Genomic DNA, 19,404 nt, shown 5'->3' with positions numbered 1-19,404 from the left:
CCCCCCCCCCCGCCCAGCCCCTTCCGGTGGCGCCGCGTGATTCTTCCTCTCCCGAGCGTGCTCCTCCTAGCCGGCCGGCGCGGGGCGGGCCCGCGCGCGGGGCCGAGGGTGCTGTCGGCGCGCTGCAAGCGACTTCAGATTCGGCCGTAAGGGGGCGGGTTCTCACCGGACCTGCCCCTTTTCGCTGTTGCCTTGGCTTGACCGGCTCTTGCCGTGGTAGCATCGAACCAGCGAAACCAGCCCCAGGAAAGCATGAGCCCGTCCCCGCAACTGATTGCCGAATGGCCGTTGTCGCCGTCAGCGACACTCGGGTCCGCCGTGCGCTCCAAGGGCATCGAACGTGAAGTCAGAGCCCGCCTGCCATGGGCAGTCAGGAAGCACGTCAAGGCCGAGACGGGCCGCATCGCATTGCGAATGTCGAAATCCGAAGCGGAAGCGTTCAAGGCCGCCTCTGCCAATATCTCCAAAACACTGGAGGGAGTGGAAGCGCTGCCTGTGCTTCCACGCGAGGTCGAGGATATCCTTACGATCTCTTCGCGCGAGCGCCACAAATGGCTCAAGGACGGTCGGCTGCAAAGCACCGGCACACGCACCGTCAAGATGCGTGGGCGATCAAAGTCTGTCACCTTCCACGTTTTCGACCCGCGCCACATCGAGGACGTCCTGGACCGCGATTTGGCAACAGTCTGGAGAGAGCAGGATGTCCAGGCGGTCGCCGAGAACAGGCGGCGCGGCGCGGGCAAGGCCGCGTTGACGCGCGCGGTAAAAGGCACCGGGCAGGCACGCACTGCGAGGAAGGCCCGGAACACGGACGGCCCGCCGCCCGGATTGAAGGGCTGGGATGCGTTCGAGGACGAAGGCCTGCTGCGATAATGATGCTGGTGCTTGCCCTTGTCTTTTGGGCGTGTGCGGGGGCGAGCCTCCGCCTCAGCGCATCAATCCCGCTGCCCTGAGCGCGTCCTCGATGACCTTGGTAATCCCGCCCGCCGGACCGCCTGGCGGATTGACAGGCTCCGGGGGCGGATCGACACGGACGGCTCGCGGTTTTTCCTTCGGCGAGAAAGGCTGCAATGCAGTGCCTGAAGCGGCCTCGGCTTTCGCCGCGCGTCGTACGTCTGGCTTCGTCAGCCCCCAGAAACGGGCGATGTGGCGCGTCGAGGAAATCCCGACATCCAGCATGAACGGCCCTGCTTTGCCGAGAGCATTGTCGCCGCTCGCCTGCAATGGCGTGCCATGGCCCATGCCGGCAATGCTGTATGCCTCGACCACGTCGCGGCCTTTGCCATCGCACCAGACTTTTCGGCTCTGACCGTCGACCTTTTCCGTGCGTGTCGGCGCTTGAGCGAGGCCGTGCACGCCCTGCCATTGCGCCAGCACCGCGTCGGCATTGGAAGGCACCACGGTCGTATCGGCCGAGCCCTGCCAGACCGAAATCCTCGGCCACGGCCCCTTGTGCGGCGAAGCTTCCCGCAACAGACGCTGCAGGTCGCTTCTGGACGGTCCGCCATGGCCACGCATGCGGTCGAAGGCTTCGGGGATGGTCGAGGCGCTGCCATAGGCAAGCCCGGCAATGATCGCGCCACCGGCAAACACGTCCGGGTAGGTCGCCAGCATCACCGCCGCCATGGCGCCGCCGGCGGAAAGACCGGTGACGAATATCCGCTTGCGGTCGAGACCGTGGGTGACCACCGCCGCCTCGATCATCTGGCGGATGGACAGTGCCTCGCCGCTGTCGCGGCTTACATCGCCCGGCACGAACCAGTTGAAGCAAAGATTGGCGTTGTTGGCGCGCTGCTGCTCGGGGAGAAGCACGGCAAAACCCTGCTCGGCAGCAAGTTCGGTCCAGCCGGAACCATGATCGTAAGCGGCTGCATTCTGGGTACAGCCATGCAGCACCACGACCAGCGCTGCCTGCTTCGGCAGGTTTTCAGGGAGATAAAACCGCGCGCGCAAGGCGCCGGGATTGGACCCGAACCCTGTCATCTCGGACAGGTGATCGTCCTTGCTCTGTCCTGCACCGGCTGGCCGGCCGCGCATCGCGCTCAGCCGGGCGATCGTATCGGATATGTCTCGCAAATCGGTATCCTTGCGCGCCGGAATGGGCAGACTCGTGCACACAACGCACACGCAGGAATATCGTTGCTGCACTGCACAATAACAAGCGGCGCGGCCGATTAAATGACCCCGGTGGATCACAGGATCCGCTGCACGGCTTGTGACGGACCAGCGCAATTTGGCCCGGCTGACCTCTTGTCAGTTAGCCGGTCGAGGCCGGCAGGCGCCGGGTTACCAGCGCTGATGCACGTAGGGCTTGATGTTCTCATCATAGACCGCCTTCACCTTGGCCATCAACTCGGAGGACAACGGCGCAAGCTCCGCCGCTTCCGCATTGGAAACCGCCTGCGCCGGATTGCGGGCGCCGGGGATGACGACCGTCACAGCGTCGAACATCAGGATCCAGCGCAGAGCGAATTTCGCCATGGTGGTGTCGCCTGACACCAGCGGCCGCACCTTCTCGACCGCCGCCAGGCCGACCTCATAGGGCACGCCCGAAAACGTCTCGCCGACATCGAAGGCTTCGCCATTCCTGTTGAACAGGCGATGATCGGTGCTCTCGAACTTGGTGTCCGTCCTGAACTTGCCGGACAGCAGGCCGCTGGCCAGCGGCACGCGGGCGATCACGGCGACATCGTTCTTTTTCGCCTCAGCGAAGAACAGCTCGGCCGGGCGCTGGCGGAAGGCGTTGAAGATGATCTGCACGCTGACGACGCCGGGATATTGCATCGCCTTCAGCGCCTCTTCGACACGCTCGACGCTGACGCCGTAATTGCGGATCTTGCCCTGCTCGGTGAGCTTGTCGAGACGCTCGAACACTTCCGGGTGGTAATAGAGATCGGTCGGCGGGCAATGCAGCTGCACCAGGTCGAGCGTGTCGGTCTCGAGGTATTTCAGGCTGCGGTCGATCCAGCCGATGAGGTTCTCGACGCTGTAGCCCTCGACCGTCTGCTTCGGCAGCCGCCGTCCGGCCTTGGTGGCGATGAACGGGCGCGCGCCACCGCGTTCCTTCATCACCCGTGCGATCAGCTTTTCCGAACGGCCGTCGCCATAGACGTCGGCGGTGTCGAGGAAGCTGACGCCGGCATCAAGCGCGGTATGCAGGGCGGCGACCGCATCGTCGTCATTGACCTCGCCCCAGGCGGCGCCGATCGCCCAGGCGCCGAAGCCGATCTCGCTGACTGATCTGCCGGTACGGCCAAACTTCCGTGACTGCATTTTGCTTCCTGACTTGCGGCTTTGATGACGGTTCTGATTTCGGGAGCCTCATACCGCATGGCAACGCGATTGACATCCCTCTTCCTGGGATTTACCAGACTACAGGGTTGTATGACAACCCGGCAAGATTGCAACAATTTGGAGCCGGGAGGAACATGTCGTCGATGCGCGAACTTTATCTCGGCGGGGTCGCCGGATGAGCAGTCCGTCAACCGTGGTCGGCTCCTAATCGTGAACAGCCTTGTCGCGCAGATCCTCGAAGCGGGCATAGCTTTTGGTCAGATGGCTGCGCATGGCGCGGCGCGCGGCGTTGACGTCCCTGGCTTCGATGGCCCCGAGAATGGCGCGGTGCTCGCGCTGCATGCGGTCGAGATATTTTTCCCGCTCGGCCTCCGTCATCCGGTCGAGCCGCGTCCAATGGCGCGGGACCATGGCGCTGCCGAACGTGTCGAACAGCCGGGTGAAATTCGGGTTCTGCGTCGCGGCGAGAATGGCGCGGTGGAAGCCGAAATCCTCTTCCGAGCCGGAGCCGCCGGCACGCACCGCCGCCTCCAGCGCGTCGAGCCGAGCGCTCATCTGTTGAAGCGCCGCCTCGCTGCGGCGTTCGGCGGCGAGACCGGTCGCCTCCACCTCGATGCCCATGCGCAGTTCGAGCACGCGCAGCACCTCGTCGATCGATTCGAGATCGTCGGGCAGCACGGAAAAAATCTTCGGCGGCGGATCCTTGGCGACGAAGGCGCCGAGCCCCTGGCGCGTGGTAATCAGCCCGCGCGCACGCAGCGCCGCCAGCGCCTCGCGCACCACGGTGCGGCTGACGCCTGTGGCAGCAACAATCTCCTGCTCGGTCGGCAGCCGCTGCCCCGGTGCAAGGTCACCGGATTCGATCTGCGCAATCAGCGTGTTGACCAGACCCGTCCGCAGGTTGGGCGCCTGCGGAATGGCGTCGAAAGTCATGGGGTCCGCCATCGGTGGCACTCCGGTTCGATTCTTGTTCGAAGGCCGAATCTTATTCAAAGAATTGCATCGACGGGTGCCCGCCGCAAGGTGACGAAAGTTCGGCCCGTTGGCACGGGCCATAGGAGGATTGCATGAAAGAACGCATCGGTTTCATCGGCCTGGGCAGCATGGGCGCCGGCATGGCCGACAATCTGCTGCGCAAGGGCTGGCCGCTGACGGTGCATGTCCACCGCAGCCGCACCGCCGCCGACCGGCTGATCGCCGCCGGCGCCACCGAAGCGCCAAGCCCGCGCGCGCTCGCCACCGCGAGCGACATCGTCATCCTGTGCGTCACCGGCTCGCACGAGGTCGAAGCGCTGGTCAAAGGCCAGGATGGCCTTGCTGCGGCAGCTAAGCCGTTGCTGATCATCGACTGCTCGACCTCCAACCCGTCATCGACGACAGCGCTTGCCGCCGACCTCGCGGAGCAGGGCATGACGCTGATCGACGCGCCGCTGGCGCGCACGCCCAAGGAAGCCACCGAGGGCAAGCTCGACGTCATGGTCGGCGGTGCGGCCGAAATCGTCGCCCGCGCCCGGCCGGTGCTCGAGGCCTTCGCCGCGCGTGTCGTCCACACCGGCCCGACCGGCAGCGGCCACACCATGAAGCTGCTCAACAATTTCATCTCGATGGGCTATTCCGCGATCTATTCGGAAGCGCTGAGCCTCGGCGCCAAGGCCGGCCTGACGCCGCAGGTCTTCAACAGTGTCATCTCCGGCAGCCGCATGGATTGCGGCTTCTACCAGGCCTTCTTCGATTTCGTCCTCAACCGCAACGAAAACGCCCAGCGCTTCGCCATCGCCAATGCGCTGAAGGACATGACCTACCTCGCCTCCTTCGCCCAGGCCGCCGGCATCGCCAACCCGATCAGCGCGGCGGTGCGCAATGGGTTTGCGATGGCCGTCACGACGGGTCATGGCGAGAAGTTCGTGCCGGCGCTATCGGATATTGTTGCGGGGTTGAACGGGGTGTCGTTGATAGAGCCGGCGACTGGGTGACGGAGGCGGCTGATGAGTACCGCCTAGTTGTATACTGACGATGTATAGGTGATTCCTTAGCGATTTTGCGCTATGAGGATCGCATGAATCTGAGGGGGATCATCGCGGCGGAGAAATCCGCCGTTGATACGGGGGATTGGAAACGAGGTGAGATACCACGCTCCAAGTGGCCGTCACGCCGCGCGAAGGCCAAGGCGTATAAATATGGGCCGCTTTATCAGTGGCGAATCCTTTTCTTTCAAGCGGCTGGTCAAGATTGTCGCGTTCTTCTGCTGTTCAACGAATCGAAGCGGATTTTTCGTGCTACCCTAGGCGTGACGAAGGGCGGCGAAACCCTTGTCATTTGTGACTATGAGTATCACGCCAGCGAACCAGGGTGGCATTGCCATGCCCGTTGTAGCGATTTGGCCGGCATCAATTCCGCTCACAATCGATTCGGCGGCGTTCGCTTGCCAAAGGCGGGTTCGTTCCATCGCCGAACAGAATTTAGGCATCTAAAGCAGCCTCTTTCTGCTCAGACCGCCTTTAATTGCGCAATATCAATCTTCAAGATCGATAGGGCGGAAGGAATGGTATGAAGACCGAACTCTGCCAAGCGTTCTGCAATGATATAACGGTCACTGAGGTGCCTGCTGGCCTTGCTGTATCTACGGCATTCAGGCGCGATGACGGCGACCGCGTGTCATTTTATGTAACGAAAACAGAGGGCGGCGCTTTCAGGCTTGAAGACGACGGCGCTACGATTCAGCAGTTAGAAGCGGCCGGCGTCGATTTTGAGACCGATACCCGCCGTCGCGGGCTGGAAAGCCTACTGTCCTCAGTGGACGCTCATTTCGATCAGACAGACGGAACGATCAAGACCGTGGCATTTCCAGAGAGGGAACTGCCGGCTAGGGCGCTGGAGTTTGTCGGCGTCATGATCCGCATGAACGATTTTCTCCTGCTCACACAAGAGAAGATCGCTTCCTCATTCAAGGAAGATGCGGCGGAAAGAATAAAGGCAATCGTGGGAGACCGTGCCATAGTCAGAGAAAATGAGGCGGTCAGTTCTCGTCTTTCAGAGGTGACTCCTGACATGGTTTTGGAGGTCAGCGGCCGCCCGCCCGTCGCAATATTTTTCGGGAATAGTCCTTCGCGAGTGAACGACGCGATCTTCCTTCACTTTGCTGCTCTGCATGAGGTGAAGCAGGACTTGTCGGTAGTAGCTCTATTGGAAGACGATCATGCGATCTCGAACGACCTTCGCCGCAGAGCAAGCAACCGCCTTGCGACCGTACCCGTCTACAAGGATGACGAAGACGCAGCGATAGCTCGTATTGCTCGCGAAGCACTGGGTAAGGCGGCATGAGCGACAAGGCCTACGCCAGGTAGGATGCGCCTGCCTTCTAATCCGGTTTCCTCCTCCATAGGCCAGGAACTTCCGCAACTTTGCGCCGCTGCTTCGGCGCCAGAGTTGGCCTTTAAGCCACCACTGGCCACCCCTCCCCATGTCAAACCGCAAGATCGGTCGAGCGCGACATGTCCGGAACCGCCTATCTGGTGTCGCCACGCAGGACGAGACGTTTGATGACGCCACTTGAAAACTACCAAGCCCGGATGCAGCGGGTGCTGGACCACATAGACCAGCATCTGGACGGCGATCTGGGCCTGGAAGCGTTGAGCGGCGTCGCGGCGTTCTCGAAATACCATTTCCACCGGCAGTTCACGTCAACCTTCGGCTTGTCCGTGCATCGCTATGTCCAGCTCGCCCGCCTGAAGCGCGCTTCGTACCGGCTTGCCGAGAGCGACGCCCAAAGCGTCACCGACATAGCGATGGATGCCGGTTACGACGCACCGGATGCCTTCGCCCGCGCCTTTCGGCAACGGTTCGGACAATCGCCTTCGTCGTTCCGGAAGTCTCCCGACTGGGGGGCGTGGCTCATGGCCTTCGGGCCGCTCGAAAAAGCAAGGACCACGCTCATGCAGATAATCTTCGAACCCGCCGACGTGATGATCCGCGATGTGCCCCCGACGCCGGTGGCGATCATGGAGCATCGCGGCGACCGGGCGACGCTCCAGGACACCATCCAGCGCTTCATCGCCTGGCGCAAGGCGGCCGGCCTCTCGCCCGAGACAAGCCCGACCTTCAACATCTTCCGTTCCGAAAGGGAGCCGGCGAACCCGGCCGATTACAGCATGGATATTTGTGCCGGAACCGACCTGCCGGTAGAAGGCGGGCCGATCGAGGACGCGCAGATGAAGGCCGGCGTGATCCCCGGCGGACGCTGCGCGGTGCTGCGCTATCCCGGCAACACCAACAATCTCGAGCCGGCAGCGCTTTACCTGTACCGCGAATGGCTTCCGGCCAGCGGCGAGGAGGCGCGCGACTTTCCGATCTATTGCCAACGGCACTTTTCGTCGAACGGACCGGTGCGCGAGGTGGTGCTTGAGCTGTTTCTGCCGCTGAAATAGCGCGGTGGGGTGGCGGCCTATCTCCGGCCCTGAGCTGGTTGAGCCGACGACCGTGCGAAATCTGATAAGGCGCTCCCCACTCCGTCTCGGCTTCGCCGAGCCACCTCTACCCCCACATTCGTGGGAGCGAGGAAACCCAAGCTTTTGAAGGGCTGCGATCTCGGAGATTGGCATTTCCTCATCCCCCATGAAATGGGGGGTCCGAAGGACGGGCGAGACGCGTGGCTCGCCCCGGCAAGGTGGCTCGGCGAAGCCGAGACGGAGTGGGGGTCAGCGCTGCCATAGGCGATTGGCCCAGCGCGCGGATAAGGCAAGGCTATCCCTAAGCCTGCCCGCGCACAGCCTTTCGCAACCGCGAATGCCGCACCGGCGATGCCACGTCCGGCGCCGGCGCTGCCTCCACAGCCACCTCGCCCTCATGCAACCCCACCCGCAGCGCGGCACCCGCCAGATGGTCGCGCATGGCCGCTTGCGCTCCTTCGGCGTCGCCGGCACGGATCGCTCTCAGGATGCGCTCGTGTTCGCCCAGCGTGATGCGGGCCATGTCGTCGGATTTCTGCTGGTTGCCGGCGGCCAGAATGCTTTCGCGCACCCGCTCGGACACGAAGACCAGGAATTGGCCCATGTAGGAATTGCGCGTCGCCTCGGCGACGGTGCGGTGGAATTCGAGGTCGCTGCGCAGCCAGGCGACGCTGCCATAGGGGGCGGCGCGCATGCCGGACAGCGCATCGCCCATGGCTTTGAGATCGGCGTCGCTGCGCCGCTTGGCGGCAAGGGCCGCCGCCTGCACTTCGAGGATGCCACGCAGTTCGAACAGATTGCGAAACGAGTCGGCGCGCTGCAGCGTCTCATGGTCGATGGTCAGCACCGTCGGGTTGTTGCTCTCGACCACGAAGGCGCCGCGCCCCTGCTGCGACCAGATTCGGCCTTCCGAGCGCAGCCGCGCGATCGCCTCGCGCACCACGTTGCGGCTGACCCCGAAAGTGGTTGCCAGCGCCGCCTCGGTCGGCAGCTGGTCACCCGGCTTCAGCCGGCCTTGCGCGATCTCGCGCGAGATGGAACTGGCCACCAGAGTAGAGAGGTGTGGGCCGCGATTGACCTTGTCGAGCTTCAGCGTCATCGCTCACCTATAGTCGACGGCGGCGGCCGGCGCCAGAATGCGACCGTTGCTCAGGATGTGGCGCGGGTCGAATGCGTCCTTGATGCCGGCGGCGAGGTCGAGCGTCACCGGATCGATGCGTTCGAGGAACGCCTTCTGCTTGACCCGGCCGATGCCGTGCTCGGCGCTGATAGAGCCGCCATAGCGATCGACGACGGTGAAGATCTCGGCTTCCGCCTGCTCGAACAGATGTTCCATCGCCTCGGTGCCCATGCCTTCCGGCGGCACGACGTTGAGGTGGATGTTGCCGTCGCCGACATGGCCGTAGGTGACGGCCAGCGCGTCGGGCCGGGCTTTCTCCAAGGCGGCCAGCGCATCGGTGACGAAGTCGGCAAGCCTGGAGATCGGCACCGAGACATCGGTGCGCAGGTAGCGCCCGCCCCTGCCCTGCCGCTCGACCATGATCTCGCGGTAGAGCCACAACCGCTCACCTTGAGCCCTGGTCGAAGCGATGACGCCGTCCTCGACGATGTCCTCGACGCTGCCGAGAAACCCCAGCAGAATATTGGAGAGGTCGATCAGCCCGCCCGACGACACCTCGATCAGCACATAGACGGGATAGGGCTGGCTGAGCGGATCGGGAAAATCCTGGCCTTCGCGCATGGTGATCTCGATGCCGCCGCGCAGGATCAGTTCGAAGGCGGTGAGCAAATCGCTGCAATCGCGCCGCGCCCTTGCATAGAGTGCCATCGCGTCCTCGACGGAGCGCAGGCCAACCAGCGCGGTTTCGATCTGCGTCGGCTTGGGGAACAGCTTCAGCGCCGCCGCGGTGACGATGCCGAGCGTGCCCTCCGAGCCGATGAAGATCTGCTTCAGATCATAGCCGCGATTGTCCTTGCGCAGCACCTTCAGCCCGTTCCAGACCCGGCCATCGGCCAGCACCACTTCGAGGCCGAGCACCAGGTCGCGCGTCATGCCGTAGCGCAGCACGTTGAAGCCGCCGGCATTGGTGGCGACATTGCCGCCGATGCGGCAGCTGCCTTGCGCGCCAAAGGTGATCGGCAACAGGCAGTCGCTTTCCTCGGCGGCGCGCTTGGCGTCCTCGAGGATGCAGCCGGCCTCGACCACCATGGCGAAGTCGATCGGGCTGATCGAACGGATCCTGTTCATGCGCTCCAGCGAGATGACGATCTCGCCGCCATCCGCCGCCACCGCCGCACCCACGAGTCCGGTCAGGCCACCTTGCGGCACGACCGGAATGCGCTCGGCATGGCAGAACCGCATCAGCGCCGACATTTCCTCCACCGAAGAGGGCCGCGCCACGGCCAGCGGCCGGCCGAAATGATCGCCCGACCAATCGCGGCTGAAGCGCGCCAGATCCGCTTCATCGGTCAGCAGCCCACCGTTCGGCAGCAGGCCGGCGAGGGCTGCGATCTGCGATGCGGAGGGCGCGGCATTCATGGATTGGCTCTGGGCCCCTCGGCAAAACGACTGGACAAATACCTGCGTTGTCGTGTTATCATACAACCCTGATTTAGAACATCAAGCGAGGCCATTTTGCCGTCAAGCGTTCGATGTGGATGATCAGACCCGCAAATCACAGAATTCGGAGGACTCCCCCAATGAGCGACGCCCCGGGCTTTCGCTATATGCACACCATGATCAGGGTGCTCGACCTCGACAAGTCGATCGCCTTCTACACCGAGGTGCTCGGCATGACCCTGCTGCGTCGCGACGACTACCCCGGCGGCAAGTTCACCAACGCCTTTGTCGGCTATGGCCCCGAGGACAAGGAAGCCGTCGTCGAGCTGACGCTGAACTGGGGCCGCGACGAACCCTACGAGATTGGCACCGGCTTCGGCCATCTGGCGCTCGGCGTCAACGACATCTACGCCGTCTGCGCCGAACTGGAAAAGCGCGGCGCCAAGATCCCGCGCAAGCCCGGCCCGATGCAGCACGGCACCACCCACATCGCTTTCGTCGAAGACCCCGACGGCTACAAGATCGAGCTGATCGGCCTCGACACGATGTGATCCGATCGGGCCGGACCGCATCGGCCTCGCGCCGATGCGGTCCCGTCCTGTCCGCGCTTGCCTGGGAGGCGGGATCACTTGATGACCGCGATCTTGCTGCGGTCGATGGTAATGGCGACGGCAGCGATCAGCACCGCGCCGAACACCATGTTTTCCAGGAAGATATTGACGCCGACAAAGGTCATGCCGATGCGCACGATCGAGATGATCAGCGCGCCGACCGCCGTGCGGGCAACGCCGCCGAGCCCGCCGGTGATCGCCGTGCCGCCGACAATGACGGCGGCGATGGCCGGCAGCAGCAGCTGGTTGGCCAGCACCGGCGAGCCGCTCGACAGCCTGGCTGCCAGCACGACGCCGGCGATGGCCGCGAGCATACCCGACGCGGCAAAGGCGATGATCTTGGTGCGGTCGACATTGATGCCCGCCGCCCACGCCGCCGGCTCGCCGGCGCCGACCGCGATCGCCTGGCGGCCGAAGCGTGTGTAGCGCAGCGCCAGAAAGGCGGCGATGCCGATCACCGTCGAAATCAGCACCACCACGGGAATGCCGGCGACAGTGGCGTTGATCCAGGCGGTGTTTTCGCGACCAGCCTCCTCGATGGTGATGGCGCGGCCATTGGAGACCCAGAGCGCCAGGCCGGTGACCACGCCGCCGGTGGCGAGTGTCGCGACGAAGGACGGCACGCGCAGCTTGACGTGGACGACACCGCTCAGGATGCCGAAGGCAAGCCCCGACAGGATCGCCACCGGAAAGGCGGCAAGGCCGAGCGACGGCAGCAATTGCGCCAGGATGACGCTGGCTAGTGACGCCACCGCCTGGATCGACAAATCGATGCCGCCGAGCAGAATGGCGAAGGTGACGCCGGTCGCCAGGATGAACAGCACGGCGGTGTTGGCAAACAAAAGCGCCACGGTTTCGCCGGTGAGGAAGCCGGGCGCGGCGATCTCGATGATCAAAAGCAGGCCGACAAGCAGCACCAGCGGAATGGCGCCCTGCGTCCACTTGCCTTCGAAAACCCGCCTGATGGAGAACGCTTCATTCATCGGCTCACACCATTGCCCTGAGAAGATCGACCTGGTTCGGCTTGTTGCCCGGACTGGCATCGAAGCGCGCGGTGATTGCACCATCGCGCATCACCAGCACCTGGTGCGACAGGCCGATCGTTTCCTCCAGCGTGTCGGAAATCAAAAGAATCGCCACGCCTTGCGCGGAGAGATCGCGCACCAGCTCGTAGACCTCTTCCTTGGCGCCGACGTCGAGCCCGCGTGTGGGATGGTCGAGCACCAGGATGCGCGAGCCCGCCGTCATCCAGCGCGCCAGCACCACCTTCTGCTGGTTGCCGCCGCTGAGCTTGCGGCAGGCGGCATCGGGGCCGGGCGCCTTGATGCGCAGCCGCTTGATCCAGTCGGCGGCAAGCCGGCGCTCCTTGCCATAGTCGATGGCGCCATGGCGCATGACGCTGGAGAGATCGGCCAGCGAAATGTTCTCCGCGATCGACAGAAACATCACCAGCCCTTCGAGCCGGCGCTCGCGCGGGACATAGCCGATGCCCTTGCGCACAGCCGGCTCCGGCGAGGAGAAGCGCACGGCATCGCCGGCGATTTTCATCTCGCCGGCATCATGCTGGACGAAGCCGCCAACGGTGCGCGTCACCTCCTCGCGGCCGGAGCCGACGACGCCGGCAATGCCGACAATCTCGCCGGCCCGGATCGAGAGATCGACGCCGTGATAGTAACCGTTGGCGCCAAGCCCCTTGGCCTCGACCATCACGATATCGCGCGGCGCGAGCTGGCGGGCCTCGCGGTAATATTCGGCCTGCAGGCCGCGCCCGACCATGATCTCGTGCAGCTCCGGCGCGGTGACTTCAGCTGCGCGGTGCTCGGCGACGACCGCGCCGTCCTTCATCGTGTAGACACGGTCGGAGATGTTGAGCACCTCGTCGAGGCGGTGCGAGACGAACACAAAACTGGCGCGGGATTTAAGCGAGCGCACCCGCGCGAACAGCACCTCGATATCGGCGGCGTTGAGCACCGAGGTCGGCTCGTCGAGCAGGATGAGCAACTGCCGCTCGACCACTTCCTCCAGGGTCAGCGCCTTGGCGAGCTCGACCATCTGGCGTGCGGCGAAGGTGAGTTCGGAGGTGCGCGCGGTGACGTCGATGTCGATGCCGATCTTGGCCAGTTGCCGCCGCGCCGCCGCGTTCATGGCGCGCCAGTTGACGAGGCCGAAGCGGGTGAAGCGGTCCTCTTCGCCGAGATAGATGTTTTCGGCGACCGTCAGGTTGAGCACCAGCGACTGCTCCTGGAACACCATGCCGATGCCATGCCTGGCCGCATCACGGGCGTTGCGCATGCGCAGCTGTTCGCCGTCCAGTGTGAGCGAGCCGCCATCCGGCCGGTAGCCGCCGGCTAGCACCCGCATCAGCGTCGACTTGCCGGCGCCGTTCTCGCCGATCAGCCCGACAACTTCATTGGGCCGCACCTCGATGGAGACGTCGCGCAGCGCCTGGACGCCGGGGAAATTCTTGATGATGTTGGACGCCTGCAGCATGGCGTTCACTTGACGATTTTCAGGCGGACACGGTCGAGCGACAGCGCCACCGCGGCGATGATCATCAGACCCTGCACCGTCTGCTGGATGTAGGGCGAGATGCCGAGCAGGATCATGCCATTGGCAAGCACGGTGACGATCAGCACACCGATCAGCGTGTTGACGACGCCGCCTTCGCCGCCGGTCAAAGCAGTGCCGCCGACGACCACTGCGGTGACCGCTGCAAACAGCCTGCCGTCGCCGATGACGGCATGCGACTGGCCGAGCTGTGCTGCGGCCAGCACGCCGGCAATGCCGAAGAAGAACCCGGCCAGCGCAAAGGCGGTGATGCGCACGCGCACGACATTGACGCCGGAGAGCTTGGCGACATCCTCATCACCGCCGATCGCCAATATGTGGCGGCCGAGCTTGGTGTGGTACTGGATGACAGTGGCGAGCAGGAAGGCGCCGAACGCGACCCAGACCGCCACCGGCAGGCCGAGGAAACGGTGCAAGGCCAGGTCGCGGATCGAGGCGTCGTTCAGCTTGATGGCCGTGCCGCCCAGCATATAGACCGACAGGCCGAGGCCGATGAACCACATGCCGAGCGTGCCCATGAAGGACGGGATGCGCAGCATGGTCTGGACGAGACCGCTGACGAAGCCCATGGCGGTGCCGGCGGCGATGGCAGCGAGCACCGCCCACCAGCCATAGTCGTTGCCGTTGCCGTCATTGGCGGCGAGCAGCACAAGCACCATCGCCGCCACCGAAAGCGTGCCTTCGACTGCGAGGTCGATGCTGCCCATCAGGATGATGAAGGTCAGCCCCATCGCCAGCGTCAGCGGCACGGCGGCGGAATTCGCAAGCCGCACCAGATTGCGCAGCTCGATGAAATTGGGGTTGGCAATGGCGATGAGTACGCAGAGTACAATCAGCACCGCCAGCGGCGCCAGGCTGCGCCAGCGCCTGCCGCCCAGGAATGTCGCGATGCGGCCGGGGAACGGTGTCATGGGCGTCGTCCGCTCGATGTCCGAAACGGACTTCAGGGGTTCTGTATGGATTGTCAAGAAACCGCTTCCCGTCTGCTGGTGACAGCCGTCGCGACAAGGGGATCGCGACGGCTGCGGGAGGAAGCGGGCCGCCAGGGAGTTGCAGCCCACTCCGATGGATCAGGTGCGGATTGCTCCGGTGACCCGGCCCCACAGATCGTTCCAGTCGATCTCGGGCTTCGCATCGACATTGGTCTTGTAATATTCCTCGACATTGTCGTGCGAGATCAGCACCGCCTTGCCGTAGAACTCACGGTGCTCCGCGGGCTCCTTGGTTGGGTCGAACTTGCCGATCTTGGCGTTGTAGCCGATGGCCAGACCCATGCCGCCCTGCCAGAACGGATCCGAAGTGACGGTGCAGGCGAACTCGCCGGTGCGCACCGCATCGACCGCCGTCTTGATGCCGTCGACGCCGACGATCGGCACCTTGCCGGCGAGATTTTCGGCACGCAGCGCTTCCAGAGCGCCCGAGCCCATATCGTCATTGGCCGCCCAGATGCCCTTGATGTCGTCGCCGAAGCGGGTGAGCAGATTGCCCATCAGGTCGAAGGCTTCGGTCGACTTCCAGTTGGCGACCTGGAAGTCGAGCAGCTTGATGTCTGGGTTGGCAGCAAGGGCTGCGTCGAGGCCCTTCTTGCGCTCGATCGCCGCCGTGGTCGAGATCAGGCCGCCGAGCGCTACGATGCCGCCCTTGCCGCCAATGGTCTTGAACAGGATCTCGGCGATGGTCTTGCCGCTGTCGATGCCGTCGAACTCGATATGCGAGACATAGTTCGGGTTGAAATCCTTCGGGTGCAGATCCCCAGGCTTGTTCCACTGCGTCACCACATAGGCGCCGGCCTTGGCGCAGGCCTCGACGATCGGGCGCGCATCGGGCGTGTCGTTGGGATCGGAATTCAGCACCATGTTGCCGCCGGTCTTGGCCAGCATCGCCTTGATGTCGGCAATGCCCTTCTCGCTGTTGCCTTCCGAAACCAGCGTGACGTGTTCCAGCCCGGCCCATTTGGCATACGCTTCCGCGCCGGTCTTCCACACCGCGTGATAGGGGTTGGACAGCGAGCGGATCGACGTCACCAGCGTCGGCTTGTCCTGCGCGCGCAGCACGCTCGGCATGGCGAGTGCCGCCACGCCGGCGGTGGCGCCCATCATCAGCGTGCGCCGGTTGACCGCAAAATTCTTCGTGTCGTTCATACCTCGAAACCTCCCGATTGAATTCTGTTCCGCCCGGCATCTTGCGCAGGGAGCGCGGCCGGGACCTCCTGGTGAGGATCGTCAAGCTCCTCCACTTGTACGACAACCCTTCAACACGATAACCATACCCTTTCTCTTGACGTGGCACAAGCGACTTGAGATCGTCGCGCGCAAGAGGAAGGGGCGGTGATTTTCATCGCCCGCCGGAGCATGATCCCTAGAAGTGGGAACCGGTTTTCTCGGACAAATCGGGAAACCGTTTTGTCCGGAGATCATGCTCCAACAAAGAGAACCCGGGAGGGGAAATGACGGATTACATCATTGTCGGCGGCGGTTCGGCTGGCTGCATTCTGGCCGCCCGGCTGAGCGAGGACCCGGACGTGTCCGTCGTGCTGCTCGAGGCCGGTCCGCCCGACACCGACCGCTACATCCATTTGCCGGTCGGCTTCTTCAAGATGACGTCGGGGCCGCTGATCTGGGGTTATGACACCGCGCCCGGCAAGGAGATCGACGGCCGCACCATGGTCTATCCGCAGGCGCGTGTGCTCGGCGGCGGCTCCTCGATCAACGCCCAGGTGTTCACCCGTGGTTGCCCGCAGGACTACGATGGCTGGGCGACCGACGATGGCTGTGCAGGCTGGAGCTATGCCGACGTGCTGCCCTACTTCGTCCGCTCCGAGGGCAACGACACTTTTGCCGATGCGCAGCACGGCACTGACGGCCCGCTCGGCGTCTCCAGCGGCGCGCCGCATCCGCTGACCCGCATCTTCGTCAAGGCCGCGCAGCAGGCGGGCCTTCCTTTCCGCGCCGACTTCAACGCCGGTGAGCAGGCGGGCGCCGGCTTCTACCAGACGACGACGCGTCGGGGGAAACGCTCGAGCACGGCGGTCGCCTATCTGAAGCCGGCGCTCGGCCGCAAGAATCTGACGCTACGCACCGACGCCTCGGTCAGCCGCATCGTGGTCGAGAACGGCCGCGCCATCGGTGTAGAGATCATCGTCAATGGCCGCACCGAACTGCTCCGCGCCGAGCGCGAAGTCATCGTCGCCGCCGGCGCCATCGGCTCGCCGAAATTGCTGATGCTGTCCGGCATCGGCCCGGCCGTGCATCTCGGCCAGCACGGCATCAAGGTGGTCCACGATTCCAAAAACGTCGGCCAGAATCTGCACGATCACATGGACGTCGATGTCGTCGCCGAGCTCAACGGACCGCACGGCATCGACCGTTACAAGAAGAAGCGCTGGCAAGCGGTCGCCGGTCTTGAATATGCGCTGTTCGGCAAGGGGCCGGTGGCCTCCAACATTGTAGAGGCCGGCGGCTTCTGGTGGGGCGACCGCGCGGAGAAGACGCCGGACATCCAGTTCCATTTCCTGCCCGGCGCCGGCGTCGAGGAAGGCATCGGCTCGGTTCCCGGCGGCAATGGCTGCACGCTGAACTCCTACCATGTGCGCCCGCGTTCGCGCGGCAGCGTCACGCTCAAGTCCGCGGACCTGCGCGATGCGCCCATCATCGACCCCAACCCGTTCGCCGAGCGCTATGATCTCGAACGCGCCATCGACGGCATCGAGATCAGCCGCGAAATCCTGTCGCAGCCAGCCTTCGCCAGATACATCAGCCGCGAGCATCTGCCCGGCAAGGCGATGCAGGGGCGCTCAGCACTCGAAGCCTTCGCCCGAGAACATGGCCGCAGCGCCTATCACCCAGTCGGCACCTGCCGGATGGGCGGCGATGCCGACAGCGTCGTCGATCCCGAGCTGCGCGTGCGCGGTCTGCAAGGCCTGCGTGTCTGCGACAGCTCGGTCATGCCAAGCATCGTGTCCTCCAACACCAACGCCGCCGTGGTCATGATTGCGGAGAAGGCTGCGGATCTGATTGCGGGGCGAACGCTGCCGGTGGCGTAAGCAGGACAATCGCATGTGGTGGCGCCACGCGATTGCCCTGCCTTGAGCACCTGTCGCTGAGCGCATAGCACTCGAACCGCACTAAAAACGACAGCCTCCCGCAGCGCCTTCAACCGACGCTTGCGCAATCCACCAACCGACCGGAAACCCCCGGTTGCGGGCTCGTTGCCGACGCCTGCGCGGGGATGTGAAAGCGCTTTTGCGCCAGTTCCGCGATCACACCATATGAACCGATCCAAGCTCTGCTAGCTTGTGGGCGTGGGACTTGTCCCGCTTTGGCCGGTGCTTCAGGCAACCCCATCCCAACCCCCCGCCCCCTGCGGTACCGGCCATCCCCTCCCCCTTTTGGCGGGCTTCTCGACCTGCCATCCTCAGCCGTCCCTGCCAACTTCGAGGTCGACGAAGAGGCTTGATGCGTTGCATGCAAATCCAAACCATCGGGCAGCGTATCGAGGAATTTCACATCGGCTGTCTGGACGACCTCCTGAAAGGCGACCAGATCCGGGTCGAGCCGCCTCAGCTCCCGGTTGATGGCCGCCAGGCGCTCCGGTTCGCCCTTCCGTGTTGCAGACATTGAGAATAACGGGGCGTAAGCGCATAGGATTTTTCCTCAATGTTGAACGACCCTCGACGCACGTGACGCGGATAGGTGCCACGATAGGGTTCCGTGTCTGGTGACGTTCAGCGAACCACCGCCGCGATGCGTTCCAACGTGGTGCGCGAAACGGCTCGGCCATCGGCGCGGTTCGGCTTGCCAAATGCCGCCATGCCGCCCATACACGGCTTGAACAACCGCCCCGAGGGTCCGCGCCCATTTGCCAAAGGATACTCTCCGATGTCTGTGACGCCGTCCCCCTGGTCAAAGCCGTGACGGCCTCCCTCGCAAGCCTGGGCTGGACGGATTTCTTCGGCGACCAGCTTGAAGCCGATGAGGCAGACCTCGTGCCGACGCGCATCGCCTCGGTGCACCGCGACCGCCTGGCCGGCCTGTCCCGGGCAGGGCCAGTGGATCTGACGCTGCCGGCCAATGCCAACACCGGCGACTACGCCGTCGGCGACTGGGTGCTGGTCGAGCAGCATACACATCTGCTGCTCCGCCGGCTGACCCGCAAGACGGTGCTGGAGCGCCGTACCCAGGGCGGCAGGATCCCGCAGCTGGCCGCGGCCAATGTCGACACGCTGTTCATCGTGACGTCCTGCAATGCCGATTTCAACATCGCCCGGCTCGAGCGCTATCTGGCGCTGGCCAACGAGGCCGGAACGACGCCGGTGATCCTGCTGACCAAGGCCGACACCGCTGACGATGCCGAGAGATACCAAAGCCAGGCTGCCGCCCTTCAGCGTGGTTTGCCCGTAGTGACGCTGAACCCGCGCGTCGCCGATGCCGCAGCGGCGCTTGCTCCCTGGTGTGGCGCAGGGCAGACGGTGGCGCTGGTCGGCTCCTCCGGCGTCGGCAAATCGACGCTGGTCAACACGCTGGCCGGAGCGGCGCAGCAATCGCCGCAACAGACTGCGGGCATTCGCGAGCACGATGCCAAGGGTCGCCACACCACCACGGCGCGGTCGCTGCACCCCATCGCCGGTGGCGGCTGGGTAATCGACACGCCGGGCATGCGCACGCTGCATGTCAGCGACGTCGCATCCGGCATCGACACGCTGTTTGCCGAAATCACCGAGCTCGCACCGCTGTGCAAGTTCCGCGACTGCACCCATGTCCACGAACCGGGCTGCGCGGTGCAGGCTGCGTTGAAGGCGGGTACGCTCGACCCTGAGCGCCTTGCCCGCTGGCGCAAGCTGTCGGAGGAAAACCAGGGCAACACGCCGGTTCAGAGCGGCCCGCGCGGCAACAAATCGCCTGCCGGGCGCCCGAAGCGGCGTTGAGAG

The 19,404-nt window shown here is 64.3% G+C and carries 17 protein-coding genes; 8 read left to right on the top strand and 9 right to left on the bottom strand.

From position 1 onward, the window contains the following. Window positions 1-252: 252 nt before the first annotated feature. The gene (locus NKI05_RS14145; RefSeq protein WP_031205123.1) at window positions 253-873 is read left to right on the top strand and encodes a hypothetical protein; all 621 of its coding nucleotides are present in this window, start codon (window positions 253-255) and stop codon (window positions 871-873) included. Window positions 874-927: 54 nt separating this feature from the next. Here the strand turns inward: NKI05_RS14145 and NKI05_RS14140 are convergent, their stop codons facing one another. The 3 genes from NKI05_RS14140 to NKI05_RS14130 all read right to left on the bottom strand — a co-directional run bounded on the left by NKI05_RS14140 (window position 928) and on the right by NKI05_RS14130 (window position 4,239). Further along, window positions 928-2,076 carry an extracellular catalytic domain type 1 short-chain-length polyhydroxyalkanoate depolymerase gene (locus NKI05_RS14140; protein ID WP_023814660.1) on the bottom strand — a complete coding sequence of 383 codons (1,149 nt, stop codon included), beginning with the start codon at window positions 2,074-2,076 and terminating at the stop codon, window positions 928-930. 210 nt (window positions 2,077-2,286) lie between these two features. After that, the gene (locus NKI05_RS14135) at window positions 2,287-3,273 is read right to left on the bottom strand and encodes an aldo/keto reductase (protein WP_023814661.1); all 987 of its coding nucleotides are present in this window, start codon (window positions 3,271-3,273) and stop codon (window positions 2,287-2,289) included. 225 nt (window positions 3,274-3,498) lie between these two features. Then, complete coding sequence (locus NKI05_RS14130) at window positions 3,499-4,239, bottom strand: FadR/GntR family transcriptional regulator (protein ID WP_352498333.1); 741 nt, start codon at window positions 4,237-4,239, stop codon at window positions 3,499-3,501. Between the two features lie 122 nt (window positions 4,240-4,361). Between NKI05_RS14130 and NKI05_RS14125 the strand changes: the two genes are divergently transcribed. From NKI05_RS14125 to NKI05_RS14110, 4 genes are all read left to right on the top strand, one after another. Next, window positions 4,362-5,267 carry an NAD(P)-dependent oxidoreductase gene (locus NKI05_RS14125; protein WP_023814663.1) on the top strand — a complete coding sequence of 302 codons (906 nt, stop codon included), beginning with the start codon at window positions 4,362-4,364 and terminating at the stop codon, window positions 5,265-5,267. Window positions 5,268-5,350: 83 nt separating this feature from the next. Further along, window positions 5,351-5,845 (top strand): hypothetical protein, encoded by a 495-nt coding sequence (locus NKI05_RS14120; protein WP_023831723.1) that lies wholly within the window; start codon window positions 5,351-5,353, stop codon window positions 5,843-5,845. Continuing rightward, window positions 5,842-6,615: a DUF1828 domain-containing protein gene (locus NKI05_RS14115; protein WP_023804645.1), complete on the top strand. Its 774-nt coding sequence runs from the start codon at window positions 5,842-5,844 to the stop codon at window positions 6,613-6,615. Before NKI05_RS14120 ends, NKI05_RS14115 begins: the two co-directional genes overlap by 4 nt. 218 nt (window positions 6,616-6,833) lie before the next feature. Beyond that, a complete protein-coding gene (locus NKI05_RS14110; RefSeq protein ID WP_031195546.1) occupies window positions 6,834-7,718 on the top strand; it encodes an AraC family transcriptional regulator in 885 nt (294 codons plus the stop codon). Between the two features lie 322 nt (window positions 7,719-8,040). On the opposite strand, the gene NKI05_RS14105 is transcribed toward NKI05_RS14110, so the two are convergent. Continuing rightward, window positions 8,041-8,838 carry a FadR/GntR family transcriptional regulator gene (locus NKI05_RS14105; protein WP_023814665.1) on the bottom strand — a complete coding sequence of 266 codons (798 nt, stop codon included), beginning with the start codon at window positions 8,836-8,838 and terminating at the stop codon, window positions 8,041-8,043. Window positions 8,839-8,841: 3 nt separating this feature from the next. Continuing rightward, window positions 8,842-10,278, bottom strand: a complete 1,437-nt coding sequence (locus NKI05_RS14100; RefSeq protein ID WP_352792474.1) for an FAD-binding oxidoreductase — start codon at window positions 10,276-10,278, stop codon at window positions 8,842-8,844. Between the two features lie 161 nt (window positions 10,279-10,439). Here NKI05_RS14100 and gloA point away from each other — a divergent pair, with 161 nt between their 5' ends. Continuing rightward, window positions 10,440-10,850: a lactoylglutathione lyase gene (gene gloA, locus NKI05_RS14095; RefSeq protein WP_023691899.1), complete on the top strand. Its 411-nt coding sequence runs from the start codon at window positions 10,440-10,442 to the stop codon at window positions 10,848-10,850. 74 nt (window positions 10,851-10,924) lie between these two features. On the opposite strand, the gene NKI05_RS14090 is transcribed toward gloA, so the two are convergent. The 4 genes from NKI05_RS14090 to NKI05_RS14075 all read right to left on the bottom strand — a co-directional run bounded on the left by NKI05_RS14090 (window position 10,925) and on the right by NKI05_RS14075 (window position 15,619). Further along, window positions 10,925-11,893, bottom strand: coding sequence for an ABC transporter permease (locus NKI05_RS14090; protein WP_031205126.1), 969 nt, complete (start codon window positions 11,891-11,893; stop codon window positions 10,925-10,927). Between the two features lie 4 nt (window positions 11,894-11,897). Beyond that, window positions 11,898-13,400: a sugar ABC transporter ATP-binding protein gene (locus NKI05_RS14085; RefSeq protein ID WP_023671076.1), complete on the bottom strand. Its 1,503-nt coding sequence runs from the start codon at window positions 13,398-13,400 to the stop codon at window positions 11,898-11,900. 5 nt (window positions 13,401-13,405) lie between these two features. After that, a complete protein-coding gene (locus tag NKI05_RS14080) occupies window positions 13,406-14,446 on the bottom strand; it encodes an ABC transporter permease (protein ID WP_245262508.1) in 1,041 nt (346 codons plus the stop codon). A 102-nt stretch (window positions 14,447-14,548) separates the two neighbouring features. Then, window positions 14,549-15,619 carry a sugar ABC transporter substrate-binding protein gene (locus NKI05_RS14075; RefSeq protein ID WP_023671074.1) on the bottom strand — a complete coding sequence of 357 codons (1,071 nt, stop codon included), beginning with the start codon at window positions 15,617-15,619 and terminating at the stop codon, window positions 14,549-14,551. A 305-nt stretch (window positions 15,620-15,924) separates the two neighbouring features. Here NKI05_RS14075 and NKI05_RS14070 point away from each other — a divergent pair, with 305 nt between their 5' ends. After that, window positions 15,925-17,520 (top strand): GMC family oxidoreductase, encoded by a 1,596-nt coding sequence (locus tag NKI05_RS14070; protein ID WP_023814669.1) that lies wholly within the window; start codon window positions 15,925-15,927, stop codon window positions 17,518-17,520. Window positions 17,521-18,375: 855 nt separating this feature from the next. Further along, the gene (rsgA, locus tag NKI05_RS14065) at window positions 18,376-19,401 is read left to right on the top strand and encodes a ribosome small subunit-dependent GTPase A (protein ID WP_023683132.1); all 1,026 of its coding nucleotides are present in this window, start codon (window positions 18,376-18,378) and stop codon (window positions 19,399-19,401) included. Window positions 19,402-19,404: the final 3 nt, after the last annotated feature.

The sequence above is a fragment of the Mesorhizobium sp. M0771 genome (assembly GCF_040320155.1).
Taxonomy (GTDB): Bacteria; Pseudomonadota; Alphaproteobacteria; order Rhizobiales; family Rhizobiaceae; genus Mesorhizobium.
This window is presented reverse-complemented; position numbering and strand designations above follow the sequence as displayed.